14 protein-coding genes and 1 riboswitch are annotated in these 21,547 nt (G+C 73.5%); of the genes, 9 read left to right on the top strand and 5 right to left on the bottom strand.

The window, feature by feature from the left end:
• Positions 1–465: 465 nt before the first annotated feature.
• Positions 466–819 (top strand): hypothetical protein, encoded by a 354-nt coding sequence (locus AC069T_RS00960; RefSeq protein WP_478780691.1) that lies wholly within the window; start codon positions 466–468, stop codon positions 817–819.
• A 93-nt stretch (positions 820–912) separates the two neighbouring features.
• Here AC069T_RS00960 and AC069T_RS00955 read toward each other — a convergent pair whose 3' ends face one another.
• Positions 913–2,085 (bottom strand): C40 family peptidase, encoded by a 1,173-nt coding sequence (locus AC069T_RS00955; RefSeq protein ID WP_478780690.1) that lies wholly within the window; start codon positions 2,083–2,085, stop codon positions 913–915.
• Positions 2,086–2,093: 8 nt separating this feature from the next.
• A riboswitch (cyclic di-AMP (ydaO/yuaA leader) is annotated at positions 2,094–2,265 on the bottom strand.
• A gap of 399 nt (positions 2,266–2,664) precedes the next feature.
• On the opposite strand from AC069T_RS00955, the gene pcrA reads away from it, so the two are divergent.
• Positions 2,665–5,175 (top strand): DNA helicase PcrA, encoded by a 2,511-nt coding sequence (pcrA, locus tag AC069T_RS00950; protein WP_478780689.1) that lies wholly within the window; start codon positions 2,665–2,667, stop codon positions 5,173–5,175.
• Between the two features lie 168 nt (positions 5,176–5,343).
• Here pcrA and AC069T_RS00945 read toward each other — a convergent pair whose 3' ends face one another.
• Both AC069T_RS00945 and AC069T_RS00940 read right to left on the bottom strand, forming a co-directional pair.
• Positions 5,344–7,038 (bottom strand): M23 family metallopeptidase, encoded by a 1,695-nt coding sequence (locus AC069T_RS00945; protein ID WP_478780688.1) that lies wholly within the window; start codon positions 7,036–7,038, stop codon positions 5,344–5,346.
• Between the two features lie 62 nt (positions 7,039–7,100).
• On the bottom strand, positions 7,101–7,961 hold the full coding sequence (locus tag AC069T_RS00940) for an esterase/lipase family protein (RefSeq protein ID WP_478780687.1): 861 nt from the start codon (positions 7,959–7,961) through the stop codon (positions 7,101–7,103).
• Positions 7,962–8,338: 377 nt separating this feature from the next.
• Here AC069T_RS00940 and AC069T_RS00935 point away from each other — a divergent pair, with 377 nt between their 5' ends.
• Complete coding sequence (locus tag AC069T_RS00935; RefSeq protein ID WP_478780686.1) at positions 8,339–8,755, top strand: cobalamin B12-binding domain-containing protein; 417 nt, start codon at positions 8,339–8,341, stop codon at positions 8,753–8,755.
• A 169-nt stretch (positions 8,756–8,924) separates the two neighbouring features.
• Here AC069T_RS00935 and AC069T_RS00930 read toward each other — a convergent pair whose 3' ends face one another.
• Together AC069T_RS00930 and AC069T_RS00925 are read right to left on the bottom strand one after the other, a co-directional pair.
• Positions 8,925–10,553, bottom strand: a complete 1,629-nt coding sequence (locus tag AC069T_RS00930; RefSeq protein WP_478780685.1) for a DUF5691 domain-containing protein — start codon at positions 10,551–10,553, stop codon at positions 8,925–8,927.
• Between the two features lie 49 nt (positions 10,554–10,602).
• Complete coding sequence (locus AC069T_RS00925) at positions 10,603–11,955, bottom strand: SWIM zinc finger family protein (RefSeq protein WP_478780684.1); 1,353 nt, start codon at positions 11,953–11,955, stop codon at positions 10,603–10,605.
• Between the two features lie 132 nt (positions 11,956–12,087).
• Here AC069T_RS00925 and AC069T_RS00920 point away from each other — a divergent pair, with 132 nt between their 5' ends.
• From AC069T_RS00920 to sucD, 6 genes are all read left to right on the top strand, one after another.
• Positions 12,088–13,242, top strand: coding sequence for an ATP-binding protein (locus AC069T_RS00920; RefSeq protein WP_478780683.1), 1,155 nt, complete (start codon positions 12,088–12,090; stop codon positions 13,240–13,242).
• 92 nt (positions 13,243–13,334) lie between these two features.
• The gene (locus tag AC069T_RS00915; RefSeq protein ID WP_478780835.1) at positions 13,335–15,887 is read left to right on the top strand and encodes a DUF5682 family protein; all 2,553 of its coding nucleotides are present in this window, start codon (positions 13,335–13,337) and stop codon (positions 15,885–15,887) included.
• Positions 15,887–17,092, top strand: a complete 1,206-nt coding sequence (locus AC069T_RS00910; RefSeq protein ID WP_478780682.1) for a VWA domain-containing protein — start codon at positions 15,887–15,889, stop codon at positions 17,090–17,092. Before AC069T_RS00915 ends, AC069T_RS00910 begins: the two co-directional genes overlap by 1 nt.
• Positions 17,093–17,262: 170 nt before the next feature.
• Positions 17,263–18,627 (top strand): DNA polymerase III subunit gamma/tau domain-containing protein, encoded by a 1,365-nt coding sequence (locus AC069T_RS00905; protein ID WP_478780681.1) that lies wholly within the window; start codon positions 17,263–17,265, stop codon positions 18,625–18,627.
• Positions 18,628–19,346: 719 nt separating this feature from the next.
• Positions 19,347–20,525, top strand: a complete 1,179-nt coding sequence (sucC, locus tag AC069T_RS00900) for an ADP-forming succinate--CoA ligase subunit beta (protein ID WP_121405576.1) — start codon at positions 19,347–19,349, stop codon at positions 20,523–20,525.
• 21 nt (positions 20,526–20,546) lie between these two features.
• Complete coding sequence (gene sucD / locus AC069T_RS00895) at positions 20,547–21,431, top strand: succinate--CoA ligase subunit alpha (RefSeq protein ID WP_355794457.1); 885 nt, start codon at positions 20,547–20,549, stop codon at positions 21,429–21,431.
• The last annotated feature ends 116 nt before the right edge of the window (positions 21,432–21,547 follow it).

Raw genomic sequence — 21,547 nt, 5'->3', positions numbered from 1 at the left:
GGGAGGCGGTGACGCGTCCGGCGGCGGCCCGCACCGGGGATCGGGCCGCCGCCGGACCTTTCGGCGGAAGTGGCCGGTGCCGCCCCTGGCCCGGGCGGCGGTGGAGAGCCGGTCACCTGGGGGAGGACGCTAAACGCGGGCGGGCGGGGGCCGTGACGGCATGTGCGGAAGTGGCGGGAGTGGACCGCCGGGTGACCGTATGCGACCGCGATTTCGGGCCGCGGGCGTCGGCTCGACGCCGAGTACTGACCGATGCGGCGGTTGTCCGGGTGGCGGGGGAGGCCCGGGTGCTATGAGCCCACCCGGTGGCTCCGGTGGCTCCGGTGGCTCCGGTGGCCCCGGATGCCCCAGGCGCCCCGGATGGGCAGGCTGGGCCCGGGTGGGCAGGGGGCCGGGGCCGGGGCAGGCCGGTCGGGGGAGGCCGGTGCGGGGGGACGCCGGGGCGCCCGATTAGGCTCCGGCCCCATGGACGTACTCATCCATCTCTTCGTCGGCCTGCACATCATCGGGATCGCCGCTCTGCTCGGCGGCTTCCTCACCCAGCTGAAGGCGATGGGCCGGGGCACCGCCCGGTTCGTCCCCGCGATGCTGCACGGCGCGCTCACCATGCTGGTCACCGGCGTCGTACTGGTCGGCCTCAACCAGGCCGACGACAACGCGCTCGACAACATCAAGCTCGGCGTGAAGCTGGCCCTGCTGATCGTGATCCTCGGTCTCGTCTACGTGAAGCGCGACGAGGAGAAGGTCGAGAAGGGCGCCTTCGCCGCGGTCGGCCTGCTGACCATGGCGAACATCTTCATCGCGGTGCTCTGGACCTGAGGCCGTGAGCCTTCTCGGACCGCCGTCGGCCGGTGCCCGGCGTGACCGGGGGATCACGCCGGACACCGCGTCACGCCTGACGCGGTCCCGCCCTCACGCCGGGCGCACCACGCTGTGGATCGGCGACTCGCCGCCGTGGTGGAGCGGCTCCTCGCGGACGTAGGCGCCCGGCCTCGGGGCGTGGATCATCATCCCGTGGCCGGCGTAGAGCCCGACGTGGCTGCTGCCGTCGTCGAGGAACACCAGGTCACCGGGGGCGATCTCGGAGAGCGGGACACTGGTGCCCGCGCCGGCCTGGTCCCGGGTGGTGCGGGGCAGAAAGACGCCGGCGGCCATCCACGCGGCCCGCGTGAGACCCGAGCAGTCGTACGAGTCCGGGCCCATGGCGCCCCAGACGTACGGCTTGCCGATCTGCGCCCGGGCGTAGGCGAGCACCTTGCCGGCCGTGGTGACGCAGGACGGGTCGTCCGTGGCGAGCACCGTGCCGGCCGTGGTGGCGTACGAGGGGTCGTCCGTGGCGAGCACCGTGCCGGCCGCGGTGGCGTACGAGGGGGCGTCCGCCGTGCCGCCCGGGCCGTCGGCCGGGGAGCCCGGGTCCTGCCGGGCGGGCACCTCCGGGCGCTGCTTCTCCTGTGCGGTCTGCTGCCGGGCCGGCTCCTCGGTCCTGCGCTCCGCGGCCTCCCGCTGCCGCTCCTCGACCGCCGTGAGCCGCGCTTGCTCCGCGGCGGTGAACTGCGCGAGCAGTCCGCGGGCGACGGCGAGTTTCCGCTGCACCTGCGCCTTGGCCGACTTCAGCGTCCGCTGCGGGACGGCCGGTTTCGCCAGCCCCCCGGCGGCCTCGGTCCCCTTCAGCACCGTCGCCGCCTGCTCGGCGGTGTGGCCGGCCGGCGGGAGGGGCGCGGTGCCGGAGACGGCGGCTCCGGTGCGGGACAGGGTGACGGCGTACGGAACCGGTTCCGTACGCGCGGTGTCGGGCCTCTCGGTGCGGCCGGCCACGCCGTCGCGGGGGGCGTCGTCCCGTGTGCGCTGCTTGGAGCTCTTCTCCCTGGCCGCGTTGTACCGCTGGGTGGCCGTCCCGGCCTGGTGATAGAGGTCGTCCACCTTCTTCTGGACTTCCTCGCGGCTCGGCTTCGAATCGGCCGAGGGCGCGGCGTTCGCGGTCTGCGAGAGCAGGGCCACGGAGGTGAGGGCCGCCGTGGCGAGACCCGGGACCCGTGCGCCCGCTACGCGCGTCACTGCGGGACGCGTTGTGCGTTGCGACGCCAAGAGAGGCGACTCCTTCCATGATCCGCCTACCGGGTTAGCTGTCGGGTTCGGGCGGGTGGTTCGGAAGGGTTGCCCTACGGTCCTCGCCCGGACAGGCGGTCGGACCGATTCACCCCGAAGATCGGTGGGTCCCCGGTTCCGGCCGCCGTGCGGGCGCGCCGGATTCGGCGGAGGCCGCGCGGCCCGGCGTCGTTCGCCGGTTGGGTCGGGCGGCCTGACCGGCACGTTAGCCAACTCGTGTGGCTTCTGTGAAGGTTGATGGCCGATATGCCCGATACGTTTTCGTGACCTTCTTTTCGGGGGCCGCTCCGCGCCACCGGCCGACTCGGTGTCCGGACGGTCTCCGCGGTCCGCGGTCCGCGTGACGTGGCGTGCGTCTCGTCCGCGCCGGTCACCCGAGGTGACGGCACGGATCCGGAGGGCGAGGCGGGGCCGGGCGGCGGGCTCCAGGCAGGGGGAACGCGTCCGGCGGGCGGCCTCCGGCACGGCACCGGAGGCGGTCCGTCCGCTTCCGGGGGACCGGTGGAGTTCCCGACGTGGCCACGGGCTGTCAGTGGGGCGGCCTAGACTCGGAAGGCGATGAGCAGCCTCTTTGACGACAGCTTCCTGGCGGACCTCAAGCCCTCCGGGGCCCACGGGGAAGAGCCCCCGCCGCCGCCCGAGGACGGGACGCCGGAGCAGCTTCCGGACGACCTGTTCGGCGGCCGTTTCGACGTGCCCCCGAGCCGGGACGCGTACTACCGCGACGGTGCGGCGCGCCCCGCCGTGGACCCGGCGGCGCTGCTGGACGGGCTGAACGAGAACCAGCGCGCGGCCGTGGCGCACGCCGGTTCCCCGCTGCTCATCGTGGCCGGCGCCGGGTCGGGCAAGACCCGCGTGCTCACGCACCGCATCGCGTATCTGCTGGGCGAGCGGCACGTGCACCCCGGCCAGATCCTCGCGATCACCTTCACGAACAAGGCCGCGGGCGAGATGAAGGAACGCGTCGAGCAGCTGGTCGGCCCGCGCGCGAACGCGATGTGGGTGATGACCTTCCACAGTGCGTGCGTCCGCATCCTGCGCCGCGAGTCGAAGCGGCTCGGCTTCACGTCCTCGTTCTCGATCTACGACGCCGCAGACTCCAAGCGCCTCATGGCCCTGGTCTGCCGCGACCTGGACCTCGACCCGAAGCGCTACCCGCCCAAGTCGTTCAGCGCCAAGGTCTCGAACCTGAAGAACGAGCTGATCGACGAGGAGGACTTCGCCGCCCAGGCCGCCGGAGGCACCTCCCGGACGGAGTCGGGGGGAGGTTTCGAGGAGACCCTCGCTCAGGCCTACGCGCTCTACCAGTCGCGGCTGCGCGAGGCCAACGCGCTCGACTTCGACGACCTGATCATGACGACGGTCAATCTGCTGCGCGCCTTCCCGGACGTGGCCGAGCACTACCGCCGCCGCTTCCGGCATGTCCTCGTCGACGAGTACCAGGACACCAACCACGCGCAGTACGCCCTCGTCCGCGAGCTCGTCGGCACCGGCGAGCACCCGGTGGACGTGCCGCCGGGCGAGGACGACCTGCCGCCGGCCGAGCTGTGCGTCGTGGGTGACGCCGACCAGTCGATCTACGCCTTCCGAGGCGCGACGATCCGCAACATCCTCCAGTTCGAGGAGGACTACCCGGACGCGACGACGATCCTGCTGGAGCAGAACTACCGCTCCACCCAGACGATCCTGAGCGCCGCGAACGCGGTCATCGAGCGCAACGAGTCCCGCCGCCCCAAGAACCTGTGGACCAACGCGGGCGCGGGCGCGCGGATCACCGGCTACGTCGCCGACACCGAGCACGACGAGGCCCAGTTCGTCGCCGACGAGATAGACCGCCTCACGGACGCGGGCGAGGCCAAGGCGGGAGACATGGCCGTCTTCTACCGTACGAACGCCCAGTCCCGTGTGTTCGAAGAGGTCTTCATCCGCGTCGGCCTGCCGTACAAGGTCGTCGGCGGCGTCCGCTTCTACGAGCGCAAGGAGGTCCGCGACGTCCTCGCGTACCTGCGCGTGCTGTCGAACCCGGAGGACTCGGTCCCGCTGCGCCGCATCATGAACGTGCCCAAGCGCGGCATCGGGGACCGGGCGGAAGCCATGATCGACGCCCTCGCCCAGCGGGAGAAGATCAGCTTCCCGCAGGCACTGCGCCGTGTCGACGAGGCATACGGCATGGCGGCCCGCTCGACGAACGCCGTCAAGCGGTTCAACACGCTGATGGAGGACCTGCGGACGGTCGTCGAGTCCGGCGCCGGCCCGGCGACGGTCCTGGAGGCCGTCCTCGAACGCACCGGCTATCTCGCCGAGTTGCAGGCCTCGACGGACCCGCAGGACGAGACCCGGATCGAGAACCTCCAGGAACTCGCCGCCGTGGCACTGGAGTTCGAGCAGGAGGCCGGTGAGGTCGAGACCGCCGGCACCCTCGCCGAGTTCCTGGAGCGTGTCGCCCTCGTCGCCGACTCCGACCAGATCCCCGACGAGGAGGACGGCAACGGCGTCATCACCCTGATGACCCTGCACACCGCCAAGGGCCTGGAGTTCCCGGTCGTCTTCCTCACCGGCATGGAGGACGGCGTCTTCCCGCACATGCGCGCGCTCGGCGAGACCAAGGAGCTGGAGGAGGAGCGGCGCCTCGCGTACGTCGGCATCACGCGCGCGCGGGAGCGGCTGTACCTGACGCGTTCCTCCATGCGCAGCGCCTGGGGCCAGCCTTCGTACAACCCGCCGTCCCGCTTCCTGGAGGAGATCCCGGACGCGCATCTGGACTGGAAGCGCACGGGAGGCATGGGCCCGGTGGCCGCGGGTCCCGTCTCGGGTGTGGCGGCCTCGCTCTCCTCGTCGCGTTCGCGGTCCGCGGCCTCAGGCGCGTCCGGCTTCGCGACGCGCCGCGGTGTCGCCGAGAAGCCGGTGGTCTCCCTGGCCGTCGGCGACCGGGTCACCCACGACCAGTTCGGCCTCGGCACGGTCGTCGGCGTGAAGGGCACCGGCGCCAACGCCGAGGCCACGGTCGACTTCGGCGAACCGAAGCCGAAGCGGCTGCTGCTGCGGTACGCGCCTGTCGAGAAGCTGTAGGGAAACCTGGCGCGCCCGGCGTCCACGGGTCCGGCCCGGGCCTCACCGCCCGGGCCCGCCGGACGGGGGGCGGCCGCGCGGGATCGGTGCGGCGCAGAGGGGTGCCCGAAGGGTGCGCTTCAGCGGACGCGGGAGGTTGGGGCTCGGGGGACGCGGAGCGGGCGGGGCTCAGGTGGGGTCGATGCTGTGGCTGCGCAGCCACGACAGCGGGTCGATCGCCGAGCCGCCCGCCGGACGGACCTCGAAGTGCAGGTGCGGCCCGGTCGAGTTGCCGGAGTTCCCGGAGAACGCGATCGGGTCACCGGCCTTCACGACGGTCCCCGACGGGACCTTGTACGTGGAGAGGTGGCAGTACCAGGTCTCCGTACCGTCCTTGGCGGTCACGATCGCCATGTTCCCGTACGCGCTGTTCCACTGCGTCCGTACGGTGCCGTCGGTCGCGGCCATCACCGTCGTGCCGTAGGAGACCGGGAAGTCGATGCCCGTGTGCACGGACATCCAGTTGATGCCCGACTGCCCGTAGTAGGCGCTGAGCCCCTTCTGTGCGACCGGCAGCGAGAACTTGGGGCGCAGCCGCTCCTTGCGGGCCGCGTCCTCCGCCGCCTTCTTCCTCTTCGCCTCCTGCTCGGCCTTCAGGTCGATACGTTCCTGCGTCCGGCTCGCCCGGTCGGCGAAGTCGTCGGCGTCGGCGGAGAGGTTCGCGAGCTGGGTGTCCAGCTGGTTGTTCGCGGCGGACGGCTTCACGGACGTCTTCTCCGGAGCGGCGGCCGTCGTCTCGGTGTTGTCGTCCGCGCTCACGCTCACGACGGAGGCGGCGGCGATCCCCGCGACGCCCATCACGCACGCCGAGGGCACGGCCACCGTCAGCAGGGCGGAACGCCTGGCCGGTGCGCGGCGCCGCGAACGGCTCCCGGCGCGTGATGCCGAACGCGAACCGGGAACGGGCCCGGCCGCTTCCTGGGCGGTCTCCTCGACACCGTCGAGAAGCAGCGACTGCGGTTCCTGGCCGTCCTCGCCGTCGCCCGCGTCGAACTCGTCGGCAGGGCGGCCTGCTTGGTCGTACGGCACCTGCTCGAAGGTGGCGGTCGCCTGCTGGTCGAAGGGCACGGCCTGCGGCTGGTCGTACGCCTGCGAGGACGAAGCGGCCCGGTCGTACGTCTCGTACGCGTCCTGGCCGCCGTCACTGTTCCATTGGGTGGCGTCGTACGCACCCGTGTCGAGCGGCTGCGTGCCCCACTGCTGGGTGTGGTCACCCTGGTCGAGGGGGTGGGCGGGCTCGGCCTGGTTCCAGGCGGCCGCGTCCCACCGGCCGGTGGCGTCCTGACCCTGCGACTGCGCGGGAATACCGCCGAGTTGCTGGTAGCCGCCGGCCCAGTCGGTGGTGTCGTAACCGCCGGTGTCGTACGTGGCCTGGTGCTGCGCCGCGTACGGGTCGAGGCCCGGTGTCGCCTGGTGTGCGCCCGTGAGGGGGGAGGAATCGCCCTCGGCGGACCACTGCGTGGTGTCGTACGAACCGGTGGACGCGCCCGGGTCGGAGCCCGGCATGTCACCGAAGAGCGGGTCGGTCGCGAAACTCGCGGTCTCGTAACTGCCGCCCCCTGATTGAAATCCGGTGGCGGGGTACCCGTCGTACATGGTGAAGTCGCCGTACGGGGCGTCCTGGTGGCCGTACGGCGCATGGTGCGCCTCGGCGGCATCGGGAGCCGGAGCCGGGGGGTTAACGGTCCCCGACGGGTGACGGTCGTTCACCAACTTCTCTTTCGCCTCGACAACAGGGGCTGGCAGAGCAGTGCGGCGACTGTACCCGGCGGTACGCGGGCGCGACAATCTTCGGCAGGTTTCGTGCTGGCGGGAAACGGGCATTCGGCCGTGTTTCGGGGGACTGCGGGCACGAGCTTGGCCTGGCGTTCGATGAACGTTCGATATCAGGCGACTGTCAGGCCCTCGGCCCGGCCCGCCGCGGGAGCTTCCGTCTCCTCGATGTCGAGCGCCTGGCGTATCCCGGCCGCGACCGCGGGGTGGACGGGAAGTGCGAGATGTCCGACGCCGCTCACCCGCACGTTCTGCCCGAGCAGGTCCGGATGGTCGACGCAGGCCGTCTCCAGCGGGTCCATCAGCTGGTCGAGATCGCTCCAGAAGCCCACGAAACGCGTACGGCAGCCCGGCGCGGGCAGCCGCAGTTCGCCGATCACGGGCGAGTCGGGGCGCATCTGGCGGACGATCGGGTGGGCGTTCATCAGCGGAGCGACCCGGGTGCCCGAATGCGGCGTGCCGAGCGTGACGAGTGTGCGCACACGGTGGTCCCCGCCGAGGCGCTGCACGTAGTAGCGCGCGATCAGGCCGCCGAGGCTGTGCCCGACGATGTCCACCCGCGCGTGGCCCGTGCGCTCGCAGATCTCCTCCACGTGCCGCCCCAGCAGCTCGGCGGCGGTGCGGATGTCACACGTGAGCGGGGAGTAGTTGAGCGACTCGACACGCTGCCTGCCGTGCTGGGCGAGGCTGCGCCGCAGCAGCACGAAGACCGAGCGGTTGTCGATGAACCCGTGCAGCAGCACCACCGGGGGCTTGGTGTCGCCCGGCAGCGTGGCGGTGTCCGGCGGCGGGAGCGGCGGGGCGGCCCGGCGCTCCTGGGCGATGCCGGACGGATAGAGGAGCAGATGTCCGGCGAGGATCGTGATCTCCAGGGCCGTCGCCTTGAGGAGAGCCGTCGAGAGTCCGGCCAGCCTGCCGGGGAGGATGCGCCGGCAGAGAGGAAGAAGGGGTTGCACTGCCCAGGTGGCCTTCATGGCCGACCTCCCGTCGGCACGCCGGAGGACGCCTCTGTCCCCCGTGTGCCCTCGTGGAAAGCCGTGGTGCGGTGAGCCGGTGGTGGCCTGTGGCCCCCGCCGCGCCCCGCTCGCGGCGCCGTGGTGCGGCGACTCGAGCCGGCTCTCCTGTCGCGCGCACCCCTCCGCGGCGTGTGCCGCAGGTCCCCGGAGGTCCCCGCGGCGCGTGTGCCGCGGAAATCCGAGACGAGCGCGGCGAACGTGTCCCACGTGTGATTTCCCCCTCGGTCTCCACCGTGAAACTGCCGGGTGCGGGATGCTGGCGATAACGTTCGTTCACTTCCCCGGTCCGTGCGGCGCGGGGCACCGGGTTGTGTAGTCGGTTCATGGAGGCAGTGATGGGTGTGGCAGCCGGTCCGATCCGCGTGGTGGTGGCCAAGCCGGGGCTCGACGGCCACGATCGCGGGGCCAAGGTGATCGCGCGTGCGCTGCGCGACGCCGGTATGGAGGTCATCTACACGGGACTGCACCAGACCCCGGAGCAGATCGTGGACACGGCGATCCAGGAGGATGCCGACGCGATCGGTCTCTCCATCCTGTCCGGCGCCCACAACACGCTCTTCGCGGCCGTGATCTCCCTGCTCAAGGAGCGTGAGGCCGAGGACATCAAGGTCTTCGGCGGCGGCATCATCCCCGAGGCGGACATCGCGCCCCTCAAGGAGAAGGGTGTCGCGGAGATCTTCACGCCGGGCGCGACGACGGCGTCGATCGTGAACTGGGTACGGGCCAACGTGCGGCAGCCCGCGGGGGCGTAGCGCTTCCCGGGCGGGATGGCGGATGCCCGGGTGCGGAGTGCCGTCTTCGACAACCTGCGCGAGCCCTGGACGCACCGTCGCGTCCCTGGCGCCGGGCGCGGGCTCCGCTGGGGTGCGCCGGGCGCCGGTGCCGGGTGCGGGTGCCCGGAGCCGGCCGCGGGGTGCCCGGTCAGGGGAGCGGCTCCGTGAGCTCGGCCGCCAGGGTGGCTCGCAGCCGCAGGGTGGTGGTGAGGCGCTGGAAGGCCTCGGCCCAGTAACCACCTGCCCCCGGGGAGGCGTCCTCCGGCTCGTCCGGGATCGCGGTGAGGCCCTCCAGACGCCCCGCCTCCCCCGGATCCAGGCACCGCTCGGCCAGCCCCATCACCCCGCTGAAACTCCACGGATAGCTGCCCGCGTCCCGCGCGATGTTCAGCGCGTCCACGACGGCCCGTCCGAGCGGCTCGCTCCACGGCACCGCGCACACACCGAGCAGCTGAAACGCCTCGGACAGCCCGTGGGTGGCGATGAACCGCGCCACCCACCCGGCCCGCTCGGCGGCGCCCAGCGTCGCGAGCAGTTTCGCCCGCTCCGCCAGCGACACCGCGCCCGGACCGCCGGCCTCCGGGGCGGACGGCGCGCCGAGAAGCGCCCGCGACCAGTCGGGGTCCCGCTGCCGCACGGCCGCCCGGCACCACGCCCCGTGCAGCTCCGCCTGCCAGTCGTCCGTCACCGGCAGCGCCACGATCTCCTCCGGCGTACGCCCCCCGAGGCGGCGGGGCCACGTCCCGAGCGGCGCGGCCTCCACCAACTGGCCGAACCACCAGGACCGTTCCCCCCGGCCCGCCGGCGGTTTGGGCACCACTCCGTCGCGCTCCATGCCCGCGTCGCACTGGTGGGGTGCCTCCACCACGATCGCCGGCACACTCCGCGTACGGTCCAGCGCGACGCAGGAACCGGCGCGGTCCGCCATCCGCGCGGCGAGCGCCGACGCGGGCAGCGCGGACAGCAGCTCCGCCGCCGTGGCCCGCACGTTGCGGCTCCGGTCGGCCAGCGCCCGCTCCAGGAACGGCTCGTCCGCGGCGCCCAGGCCCGTCCGCAGCGAGTCGAGGAACATCAGACGGTCCTCCGCCCGCTCCGTCGCCCACGTCGTCGCCAGCAACTCGCGGGCCGTCGCCGCGTCCTGCGCCCGGATCGCCGACAGGAGCGCGACCCGCTCGGCGAACAGCCCCTCCTCCCACAACTCCCGTATCCGCTCCGGCTCCCCGGGCCCCGGCAGTGACGCACCGCCGCCGGGCGCGGCGCGCAGCGCGAACCGCCAGTCCGGGTTGAGCCGCGCCAGCCACAGCGCGCGCGGACCCGCGAAGGCCAGCGCGGCGGGCCGCAGGTCGGTACGGCCCCGGGCGGCGTCCAGCAGCGCGGGCAGCGCCTGCGGCGGCGGGGCGAAACCGCGTGCGTTCGCCAGAGCCAGCCACTGCGGCAGCAGCTCCATCAGGTCGGGCGCCGAACCACGGCGACCGCCCGACCCCGCACCGGACCGGTCCGCCAGCAGCATCGCGAGCCGTCGCGCCGCGGCGGGCGGCAGGGGCGGACGGGGGTCCCGCGCCGCCGGTTCGGGCCGGGCGGCAGCTCGCGCGGGGCGCAGCCCGGCCCGGCGCCGCACGGTCTCCACGGCCGCCGCGTCCAGCAGGGCCGCCGGTGCCTCCCGTCCCGGCGCCCACCCCGGGGGCATACGCCGGTCGGTCCCGAGCAGCGCCGAGGTGACGAGCTCCTCCCAGGCGTCACCGGCGGGCGCGCCGGAAGAAGCGGCCGTGCTGTTCATGAGCGTCCTTTCGGTGGCCGGTCCGTCGCGGGCGGGGAGAGATATGTCGTCAGCACAGGGGCACCGCCTCTCCCCGGCCCTGAGGCCAGGCCGTCAGGGGCGTGAAGCCGCGGTGGCCGCACTCGCCGAAGACGGTGACCGGTGCGCCGCCGGAGAGCGCGGCCAGGCGCCACAGCCCCGGGCGGGAAACGGCGGACGGCGCCACCGGCAGCGCCAGATCGCCCTCGGCGTCGGCCAGTTGCCAGGAATCACCGGCCGGGGTCGGTACGACCCGGCCCAGCGTCACCGGGTAGGAGTCCAGCCAGGGGTCGGACCGCAGGGCCTCGCCGTAACGGGCGGTGGCCTCGGGCGTGGTCATGCCCGACGGGCGTATGTCCGTGGGCGCGGGGGCCGTGAACCGCTCACCCAGCGCCGCCCGCAGCCGGCCGTCACCCGTGTACGCCGAGAGCTCCGCCTCGAAGGCCAGCCCCACCGGCAGCGCCAGCTCGGGTGCGCGGCCCGCCGGCCCGTAGGAGAGGAGCAGCGCGGTGCGGCCGGACCCGGCGCCGTGCAGCCAGATGCGGCGGGTGGTGAGGGTGCTGTCAGCCGTGTCGTACTGGGCGAGGACCAGCCAGTGGTCCCGCACCGGCGGACCGTCGGCGGAGCCCGGCAGCCCCACCCGAAAACGGACCGTGGCCGCAAGCCCGTCCGGCAGCCGCTCGCGGCGCAGCCACCCCTGGTCCAGCAGATGGAGCAGCGCGCACTCCTCCAGCAGCCGCACCGGCCACCCCGGGCCGGACGCCGGGATCGCCCCCAACTCCCGCACCCGCGCCGCCAGCCCGGGCGCCTGCGCGTCGACCATGCGGGCCGCCGTCTCCTCCCACATCCCGTACCCCGCCTGCTCGGCCCGGGCCAGGCCGCCGCGCAGCAGATCGGTCAGCCGCTGCTCCAGCTCCGCCGCCCCCGCGGTGATCCGCTCTGCCCGGCGCTCCGCGCGGCGCCGCGCCGCCTCCGGATCCCCCGCGGCCGGGGAACCGGACGTCCCCTCCGCCCGCTTCTCGTCCGCGCGCCTTCTCCTCCCCTCCAGCCACTGCTCCGCCCAGTCCGGTGCCTGCCCCGGCGGCACCGCGCCGTCCTCGGCGGCCCAGAGCAGCAGCAGCCCCAGCGCGTGCTTGCACGGGAACTTCCGGCTCGGGCAACTGCATCTGTACGCGGGCCCGATGGAGCCCGCGAGGTCGACGACCGTCTGATACGGCCTGCTGCCACTGCCCTTGCACAGTCCCCACACCGCCCCCTCGCCCGACCTGCCCGCCTCCGACCACGGTCCGGCCGTCCCGAGCCTGCTCCCCGCCTTGCGTGACGCGAGGTCAGGTGCCAGTGCCAGCACCTGATCCGCCGTCCAGCGCACCCCCTGCTGAGTCATGACAACGACGGTAGATCCCGCCACTGACAATCGATCCTGCCGACGGTATCCGCGCAGGTCAGAGCGCATTGTCAGTGGCGTGGTGCACGGTGGAACCAGATCGAACCGGCCGAGCTGGAGGGGGACCGAGCCATGTCCGTGTCCGTTGACCCGTCGTCCATCAATCCGCCCGCGGGGAAGCTCGCGGGGCGGCCCGCGGAGGAGGCGGGCGAGGTGCTGCGGCCGCATGCCGAGACCGCCTTCGCCGCCGAACTCGCCGCGCTGGCCGCGCAGGACGACCGGCCGCGGCCCGCCCGCTGGCGGATGTCACCGTGGGCCGTCGCGACGTATCTGCTGGGCGGCACCCTGCCGGACGGCACGGTCGTCACACCCAAGTACGTGGGCCCGCGCCGCATCGTCGAGGTCGCCGTCACCACGCTCGCCACCGACCGGGCCCTGCTCCTGCTCGGCGTGCCGGGCACCGCCAAGACGTGGGTGTCCGAGCACCTCGCCGCGGCCGTCAGCGGCGACTCGACGCTGCTCGTCCAGGGCACGGCGGGGACCCCGGAAGAAGCCATCCGCTACGGCTGGAACTACGCGCAGCTGCTCGCGCACGGCCCCAGCCGCGACGCACTGGTGCCGAGCCCCGTGATGCGGGCCATGGCCGAGGGCATGACGGCCCGTGTCGAGGAGCTGACCCGGATCCCGGCCGACGTCCAGGACACGCTGATCACGATCCTGTCGGAGAAGATCCTGCCGATACCGGAGCTGGGGCAGGAGGTGCAGGCCGTCCGCGGCTTCAACCTGATCGCCACGGCCAACGACCGGGACCGCGGGGTGAACGAGCTGTCCAGTGCCCTGCGCCGCCGTTTCAACACGGTGGTGCTGCCGCTGCCGGAGAGCGCCGACGCCGAGGTCGACATCGTGTCGCGGCGCGTCGACCAGATCGGCCGCTCCCTCGACCTGCCGGCCGCGCCCGAGGGCATCGACGAGATCCGCCGCGTCGTCACGGTCTTCCGTGAGCTGCGCGACGGCGTCACGGCGGACGGGCGGACGAAGCTGAAGTCCCCGAGCGGCACGCTGTCCACCGCCGAGGCGATCTCCGTCGTCACCAACGGTCTGGCCCTCGCGGCCCACTTCGGCGACGGCGTCCTGCGCCCGAGCGACGTGGCCGCCGGCATCCTCGGCGCCGTCGTCCGCGATCCGGCCGCCGACCGGGTCATCTGGCAGGAGTACCTCGAAGCGGTCGTCCGTGAGCGGGACGGCTGGAAGGACTTCTACCGGGCGTGCCGGGAGGTGAGCGCGTGAGCGTGCCGGGCGGGCCGCCGAGGGGGGCCGGGGAGGACGAGCCGGACGCGGGTGCCTCGGCCGGAGCGGGCGCCTCCGTGGCGCCGGACGGCATGGCCTCCGTGATCCCGGAGACAGGTGCCTCCGCAGGAGGGGGAGGCGGGCCGGCGGGATCGCGGGGTGGTGGGCCGGCGGGTGGGCGAGGTGGTGGGCTCTCGGGCCGGGGGCGGGGGCCGCTGCTGCTGGGGGTGCGGCATCACGGGCCGGGGTCGGCGCGGGCGGTGCGGGCCGTGCTGGACGAGGCCCGGCCCCGGACGGTGCTGATCGAGGGGCCGCCGGAGGCCGACGCGCTGATCCCGTTCGCCGCCGACGCGGACCTGCGACCGCCCGTCGCGCTCCTCGCCCACGCCGTGGACGAGCCCGGACGGTCGGCGTTCTGGCCGCTCGCCGAGTTCTCACCGGAGTGGGTGGCGATCCGCTGGGCCGTGGAGCACGGGGTCCCGGCCCGTTTCATCGACCTCCCGGCGGCACACACGCTGGCGTGGGGGAGGCAGGACAGGGAGCCGGACGACGCGGCTGCCGAGGCTGAGGCCGAGGCCGGGTCCGGCACCGACGCCCTGCGCGTCGACCCCCTGGCCGTGCTCGCGGAGACCGCCGGCTACGACGACCCCGAGCGTTGGTGGGAGGACGTGGTGGAGCACCGGGGCGGAGCCGGAACCGACGTGTACGCGCCCTTCGCCGTGCTGGCCGAGGCCATGACCGCACTGCGCGAGGCGTACGGGATCGGCGGTCACGACCGGGACCCGGTGCGGGAGGCGCACATGCGGCTCCAGCTGCGGTCCGCACAGCGGGAGTTCGGGGACGACGTGGCCGTGGTGTGCGGGGCGTGGCACGTGCCGGCCCTGCGTGAGAAGCACACCGTCACCGCCGACCGCGCCCTGCTGAAGGGGCTGCCCAAGGTCAAGGCCGACATGACGTGGGTGCCGTGGACGCACCGCCGGCTGTCCCGGGCCGGCGGGTACGGAGCGGGCATCAACTCGCCCGGCTGGTACGGGCACCTCTTCCGCGTCCGGGACCGCCCGGTCGAGCGCTGGATGACGAAGGTGGCCGGCCTGCTGCGCGACGAGGACCGCATGGTGTCCTCCGCGCACGTCATCGAGGCCGTGCGACTGGCGGACACGCTCGCCGCGATGCGTGGCCGACCGCTGCCGGGGCTGACCGAGACCACCGACGCCGTGCGCGCCGTGATGTGCGAGGGCTCGGACGTGCCGCTCGCGCTCGTGCACGACCGCCTGGTCGTCGGGGACGTCCTCGGGGAGGTGCCGGAGTCCGCGCCCGCGGTGCCGCTGCAGCGCGACCTCACCCGGCTCCAGCGGCGGCTGCGGATCAAGCCGGAGCCGCTGGAGCGGGAGCTGGAGCTCGACCTGCGCAAGGAGACCGACGCCGCGCGCAGCCGGCTGCTGCACCGGCTGCGGCTCCTCGGCGTCGGCTGGGGCGAGCCCGCCGTGTCGCGGGGGAGTACGGGCACCTTCCGGGAGACCTGGCGGCTGCGGTGGGAGCCGGAGCTGTCCGTGCGGGTGGCCGAGGCCGGGGGGTGGGGCACGACCGTCCTGTCCGCGGCGACCGCCAGGGCCGCATCGGACGCCGTCGCCGCGGGTTCCCTGGCCGACGTCACGGCACTCGCCGAACGTTGCCTGCTCGCCGAGCTGCCGGACGCGCTGCCCGCGGTGATGCGCGTCCTCGCCGACCGTGCCGCCCTCGACGCGGACGTCGGTCATCTGGCCCAGGCACTCCCCGCCCTGGTCCGTTCCCTGCGCTACGGCGATGTGCGCGGCACGGGCACCCAGGCCCTCACCGACGTCGCGGCGGGGCTCGCCGAGCGCATCTTCGTCGGGCTGCCCCCTGCCTGCGCGGCACTCGACACCGACGCCGCCGAGGAGATGCGGCGCCATGTGGACGCGGTCCACGGAGCCGTGGGTCTGCTGGCGGAGGCACAGGCCGCGGCGCGCGAGGCGGCGGAACCGGGAGGGACACGGGACCAGGGCCGCGTCCGGGACCGCTGGCACTCGGTGCTGCGGGTGCTCTCGGGGCGGGACACCGTGCCGGGGGTGATCCGGGGCCGCGCCGTCCGGCTGCTGCTGGACGGCGGGGAACTGGAGCAGGACGAGGCCGCCCGGCTCATGGGGCTGGTGCTGTCCCCGGGGACGCCGCCGGGCGACGCGGCGGCGTGGATCGAGGGGTTCGTCGGCGGCGGCTCGGGCGGCGGAATGCTGCTCGTGCACGACGAACGGCTCCTGGGGCTGGTGGACGCGTGGCTGACGGGGGTACCGGCCGACGCGTTCACGGACGTACTGCCGCTGCTGCGGCGCACGTTCTCGGCGTACGAGACGGGCGTGCGCCGGACGCTCGGCGAACTGGTGCGGCGCGGGCCAGGACCGGGGGCGCGGGTCTCCGCGACCGCCTCGGCGGTACCCGGGTTCGCGGCCGGCCTCGACGCGGAGCGCGCGGACGCCGTACTGCCGGTGCTGCGCCTGCTGCTGGGCTTCGGGGAAGCCGACGGTCCGCCGGGCACCGGCGGTTCGATCGACGCCGGTACCTCATGCGAGGGCGCCGGCTCCGCCGGTGGCTCCGGCGGCGATGACGACGACCTCAGGGGGGTGGCCTGATGGCCGCGGGAGTGACGAACGGCGCGGACGCGGGCGGCCGTTCCGGGGCCGGCGCGGGGACCGGCGCCGACGAACGGCTGCGGCGGTGGCGGCTCGTCCTGGGAGGGGAAGCCGCGGACGGCACCGGCTGCACGCTCACCGGTCAGGACGCGGCGATGGACGGAGCGCTCGCCGCGCTGTACGGGAAAGGGGACAGCGCGCGGTCGGGGCGGGAGCGCGGGGCGGGGCTCGGAGCGTCGGCGCCGTCCGTCGCGCGGTGGCTCGGGGACATCCGGACGTACTTCCCCTCCTCCGTCGTCCAGGTCATGCAGCGGGACGCCATCGACCGGCTCGGGCTGGCCACGCTGCTCCTCGAACCGGAGATGCTGGAGGCGGTGGAGGCCGACGTCCACCTCGTGGGCACCCTGCTCTCGCTGAACAAGGCCATGCCCGAGACGACGAAGGAGACGGCGAGGGCCGTCGTACGCAAGGTCGTCGAGGATCTGGAGAAGCGGCTCGCCACCCGCACCCGGGCCACGCTCAGCGGCGCGCTCGACCGCAGCGCCCGGATCAGCAGGCCCCGCCACCACGACATCGACTGGAACCGCACCATCGCGGCCAATCTCAAGCACTACCTGCCCGAGTACCGCACGATCGTGCCCGAGCGGCTGATCGGCTACGGGCGGGCGTCCCAGTCCGTGAAGAAGGAGGTCGTCCTCTGCATCGACCAGTCGGGGTCGATGGCGGCGTCCGTCGTCTACGCGTCCGTGTTCGGGGCCGTTCTCGCGTCCATGCGGTCCATCGCCACCCGGCTCGTCGTGTTCGACACGGCCGTCGTCGACCTCACCGACCAGTTGGACGACCCGGTGGACGTCCTCTTCGGCACCCAGCTCGGCGGCGGTACGGACATCAACAGGGCGCTGGCGTACTGCCAGTCGCAGATCACCCGGCCGGCGGACACGGTGGTCGTGCTGATCAGCGACCTGTACGAGGGAGGCATACGGGACGAGATGCTGAAGCGGGTCGCCGCGATGAAGGCGTCGGGCGTGCAGTTCGTGACGCTGCTGGCGCTGTCCGACGAGGGGGCGCCCGCGTACGACCGGGAGCACGCGGCCGCGCTCGCGGCCCTCGGAGCACCGGCGTTCGCCTGCACGCCCGACCTGTTCCCCGACGTGATGGCGGCGGCGATCGAGAAACGGCCGTTGCCGATACCGGACAACACGTGAGGAGAGCCTGATACCGGTCATGTATACCCATCGGTAACAGGGGGCTTGCGCAACCTCCGCGGTCCCGTGCGAGTATCGGCACCTTCTTCGAATTCAGTGGTGTGTGCTTCATGTCCTGCACAGTGCCGCCGGATTCTGCCCAGTTCCGCCGCACGGGAGCGCTCGCCGTCTTGGCCCTGTCAGTCGCACCGCCCTTCCCCGGTGCCGCTCTGCGCGTGATGCGCACGGCGGCCGGGCGGCGTGCGTTGCAACTGGGCCTGCTGGTGAGCGGGTTGTTCGCGCTGGGGGCGCTCGGCGGGCAGCAGGCGCAGGCGGCGGACGCGGCCTCGCCGGCCCCCGTGGGTGTCGTACGGCCGGCCCCCGTGGGTGTCATGCGGCCGGTCCACGCAACGGTCGAGTCCCTGCGTGAGGGCGCCGACTCGGCCGGGAGCCGGGTCGAACACGCCGTCAGGAGCTCCCTGAGGGAGGCGGCCGGGCGTTCGGACCAGGGCGCGCACTCCGGTGAGGCCACCGCCCTCCCGGTCACGGGAGTCCCGGGCGCCGGCCCGTCGGCCTCGGCCGTCACGGGCGCCGGCCCCTGGACCGGCACCCGGCAGCCCGACGCCGCACGCATCGAGCCAAGGACGTTGCCCTACGCGACCGCCGGGCGGCCTGTGCCCTCGGCACCCATCGGCCGGCCCGGACCCACGGTCACGGGCAGGGGCCTCCGCCCCGTGACCGACCCGCTCGCGCACCCGGCGACCGACGCACGCGTACGCCCCGCGACCGACGCACGCGTACGCCCGGCGACCGACGTACTCGTACGCCCCGTCACGGACCACGTCCTGCGCCCCGTCACCCACACCGCTGTGCGGCCGGTCGCGCAGACAGTGCGGCCCTTGGGTGACCTCGTGGGGACCGTGGTCGGGGCGGTCGTCGAGGGGCTGGGCGAGGCCCCGGTGCAGCTCCCGCAGTGGCCCGCGCAGCCGCCGCTCCCCTCCCTCCCGTCCGTTCCCTCCCTTCCGTCTCTCCCCTCTCTCCCGTCGGTCCCGTCCGCGCCCTCTCTGCCGTCGGTCCCCGGGGTCCCCGAGTCACCGGAGTCGCCGGAGTCGCCCGGGCTGCCGAGCGCGGGCCAGGTCCTGCCGGCCCCCGCCTCCCCGCAGGAGCCGGACACCACCGCCACGCCCCGGCCGGACACGGCGGGGCACCGAGCCGGCGCTACGAACGCCGGGCCGGCTCTCGCGTACGGGCCGAGGCCCGCGTGGACCGGGGCGGCGGCCGAGGGCGCGCACGGGCAGCACCGGCAGCGTCCGCACGCCGTCGGCGTGCGGACCGCGCAGACGCGGCCTTCGCATCAGGCGCCCGGCGGCGACCCGGCCGACGCGCTGGCCGACCGGTCGGCGGCCGACAGCGGCGCGCCGCGCCACGGCGACCCGCACGCCGCCGTCACCCCGGACCACCGGGCACCGCTGCGGCTCGTGCCCGGCGCCGCCGCGACCGTCACGGCGGCCGGAACCCGGGACAGGCACCGGGACATCCGCGAGTTCCCCGGCTAGGGCGGCACTTCTCTCCGCGGCGGCCGACCGCGCGGGGACGGAACGGGCCTGCCCGCCCTCCGGGCGTCCCTCCGTACCCGTACCCGTACCCGCACGAGGCCTTGAGCCCCGCGCCGAACCCTCCGCGGGACACCCCCAAGACGCCCAAGGCGCCCAGGACTCATTCGGATGCCTCGGCACGCCGGTCCCGTAAGAGGCCGGGCCGGGCCGATCCGAACCGAAGCCGAAGCGCCACGTCCGACAGCGACGCCCGCCCCGTGGCAGAACGCCGGGGCAGGGCAGTCAGGCAGTCGTCAGGCGTTCCACCGACTCCGCGGGGGCGTAAGCCCCGGACGGCCGAAAACCGTCGGTCCGTCCACCGAGACCCCCGCGGCCAGGCCCGCACGGTCCCCATTGGGGTGGGGACCTGCGAGCCGGGCCTCTCGGCACCGTCGAGAGGCCGGGGCCTCCACATCCGGTGGAGGCCCTCCCAGGGACCTCACCGGGCCAACCCCAGCCCGGTGAGGTCCCGCTTTCTAGGGGATCTGTGACAGGTATCACCGCTCAGGTGTGATCTGCGATTTAGGGACCCACGGCGTGCGGCGATAACCTGCGGGACGGACATGCCGCGCGCTCGGACACCGTGTGCGCCACCCTTGTGACAGCGGACGTCACGTTGCCCTTCGCGGCACGCCCACGCAGACAACGAACCGCGAGATCACTGATAGGGACGGACGCGCGTGGACCTGTTCGAGTACCAGGCGAGGGACCTCTTCGCCAAGCACGGTGTACCGGTGCTGGCCGGTGAAGTCATTGACACGCCTGAGGCAGCCCGCGAGGCGACCGAGCGTCTTGGCGGCAAGTCCGTCGTCAAGGCCCAGGTGAAGGTGGGAGGCCGCGGCAAGGCCGGTGGCGTGAAGCTGGCCGCCACCCCGGACGAGGCCGTCGCCCGGGCGACGGACATCCTCGGGATGGACATCAAGGGCCACACGGTCCACAAGGTGATGATCGCCGAGACGGCCCCCGAGATCCTCGAGGAGTACTACGTCTCGTACCTCCTCGACCGCACCAACCGCACCTTCCTGGCCATGGCCTCGGTGCAGGGCGGCATGGACATCGAGGAGGTCGCGGAGAAGACCCCCGAGGCCCTCGCGAAGGTCCCGGTCGACTCCAACGAGGGCGTCTCGATCGAGAAGGCCCGCGAGATCGTCGCCCAGGCCAAGTTCCCGGCCGAGGTCGCCGAGAAGGTCGCCGAGGTCCTCGTGACCCTCTGGGACACCTTCGTCGCCGAGGACGCCCTCCTCGTCGAGGTGAACCCGCTGGCCAAGGTCGCCTCCGGCGACATCCTGGCCCTCGACGGCAAGGTGTCCCTGGACGCCAACGCCGAGTTCCGCCAGCCGGAGCACGAGGCGCTCGAGGACAAGGACGCGGCCGACCCGCTCGAGGCCGCGGCCAAGGCCAAGAACCTCAACTACGTCAAGCTCGACGGCGAGGTCGGCATCATCGGCAACGGCGCGGGTCTGGTCATGTCGACCCTCGACGTCGTCGCGTACGCCGGTGAGGCCCACGGCGGCGTGAAGCCCGCCAACTTCCTCGACATCGGCGGCGGCGCCTCCGCGCAGGTCATGGCGAACGGCCTGGAGATCATCCTCGGCGACCCGGACGTCAAGTCCGTGTTCGTCAACGTCTTCGGCGGCATCACCGCGTGCGACGAGGTCGCCAACGGCATCGTCCAGGCGCTGCAGCTGCTCGCCGACAAGGGCGAGGAAGTCACCAAGCCGCTGGTCGTCCGTCTCGACGGCAACAACGCGGAGCTGGGTCGCAAGATCCTGTCGGACGCCAACCACCCGCTGGTCCAGCGCGTGGACACCATGGACGGCGCGGCCGACAAGGCCGCCGAGCTCGCGGCCGCGAAGTAAGGGATAGAGGACCAGACCACCATGGCTATCTTCCTCAACAAGGACAGCAAGGTCATCGTCCAGGGCATGACCGGTGCCACGGGCATGAAGCACACCAAGCTCATGCTGGCCGACGGCACGAACATCGTCGGCGGCGTGAACCCGCGCAAGGCCGGCACGTCCGTCGACATCGACGGCACCGAGATCCCGGTCTTCGGCACGGTCGCCGAGGCGATGGAGAAGACCGGCGCCAACGTGTCCGTCCTCTTCGTGCCGCCGGCCTTCGCCAAGGCCGCCGTCGTCGAGGCGATCGACGCGGAGATCCCCCTCGCGGTCGTCATCACCGAGGGCATCGCGGTCCACGACTCCGCCGCCTTCTGGGCGTACGCGAAGGCCAAGGGCAACAAGACCCGCATCATCGGCCCGAACTGCCCCGGACTCATCACGCCGGGCCAGTCCAACGCCGGCATCATCCCGGGCGACATCACGAAGCCGGGCCGCATCGGTCTGGTCTCGAAGTCCGGCACGCTGACGTACCAGATGATGTACGAGCTGCGTGACATCGGCTTCTCGTCCGCCGTCGGCATCGGTGGCGACCCGGTCATCGGCACGACGCACATCGACGCGCTCGCCGCGTTCGAGGCAGACCCCGACACCGACCTGATCGTGATGATCGGTGAGATCGGCGGCGACGCCGAGGAGCGTGCGGCCGACTTCATCAAGGCCAACGTCTCGAAGCCGGTCGTCGGCTACGTCGCGGGCTTCACCGCGCCCGAGGGCAAGACGATGGGCCACGCCGGCGCCATCGTCTCCGGTTCCTCCGGCACGGCCGCCGCGAAGAAGGAGGCCCTCGAGGCCGCCGGCGTCAAGGTCGGCAAGACGCCGACCGAGACGGCGAAGCTGGCGCGCGAGATCCTCGCGGGCTGACGTCCCGGCTCGGCACCGAGGGGGGAAGCTGCCCCACACGGGGGGGGGGGGCCCCCGTTGTCCCCGGACGCACCCGGGGGGTTCGTCCCCCTCCCCCCCTGCCACCCCTCCCCCCC

This window comes from Streptomyces sp. NPDC043867 (assembly GCF_056435845.1).
Note: the sequence above shows the minus strand (reverse complement) of the source record. Positions and strands in the feature narration are given on the sequence as shown.

Coding starts and splice junctions, on each gene's coding strand:
- AC069T_RS00945 (WP_478780688.1), bottom strand. CDS start 7,038: ATGCCCGTTTCCCGCCAGCACGAAACCTGCCGAAGATTGTCGCGCCCG.
- sucD (WP_355794457.1), top strand. CDS start 20,547: ATGGCTATCTTCCTCAACAAGGACAGCAAGGTCATCGTCCAGGGCATG.
- AC069T_RS00915 (WP_478780835.1), top strand. CDS start 13,335: ATGGCCTCCGTGATCCCGGAGACAGGTGCCTCCGCAGGAGGGGGAGGC.
- pcrA (WP_478780689.1), top strand. CDS start 2,665: ATGAGCAGCCTCTTTGACGACAGCTTCCTGGCGGACCTCAAGCCCTCC.
- AC069T_RS00960 (WP_478780691.1), top strand. CDS start 466: ATGGACGTACTCATCCATCTCTTCGTCGGCCTGCACATCATCGGGATC.
- AC069T_RS00920 (WP_478780683.1), top strand. CDS start 12,088: ATGTCCGTGTCCGTTGACCCGTCGTCCATCAATCCGCCCGCGGGGAAG.
- AC069T_RS00940 (WP_478780687.1), bottom strand. CDS start 7,961: ATGAAGGCCACCTGGGCAGTGCAACCCCTTCTTCCTCTCTGCCGGCGC.
- AC069T_RS00935 (WP_478780686.1), top strand. CDS start 8,339: ATGGGTGTGGCAGCCGGTCCGATCCGCGTGGTGGTGGCCAAGCCGGGG.
- AC069T_RS00930 (WP_478780685.1), bottom strand. CDS start 10,553: ATGAACAGCACGGCCGCTTCTTCCGGCGCGCCCGCCGGTGACGCCTGG.
- AC069T_RS00910 (WP_478780682.1), top strand. CDS start 15,887: ATGGCCGCGGGAGTGACGAACGGCGCGGACGCGGGCGGCCGTTCCGGG.
- AC069T_RS00925 (WP_478780684.1), bottom strand. CDS start 11,955: ATGACTCAGCAGGGGGTGCGCTGGACGGCGGATCAGGTGCTGGCACTG.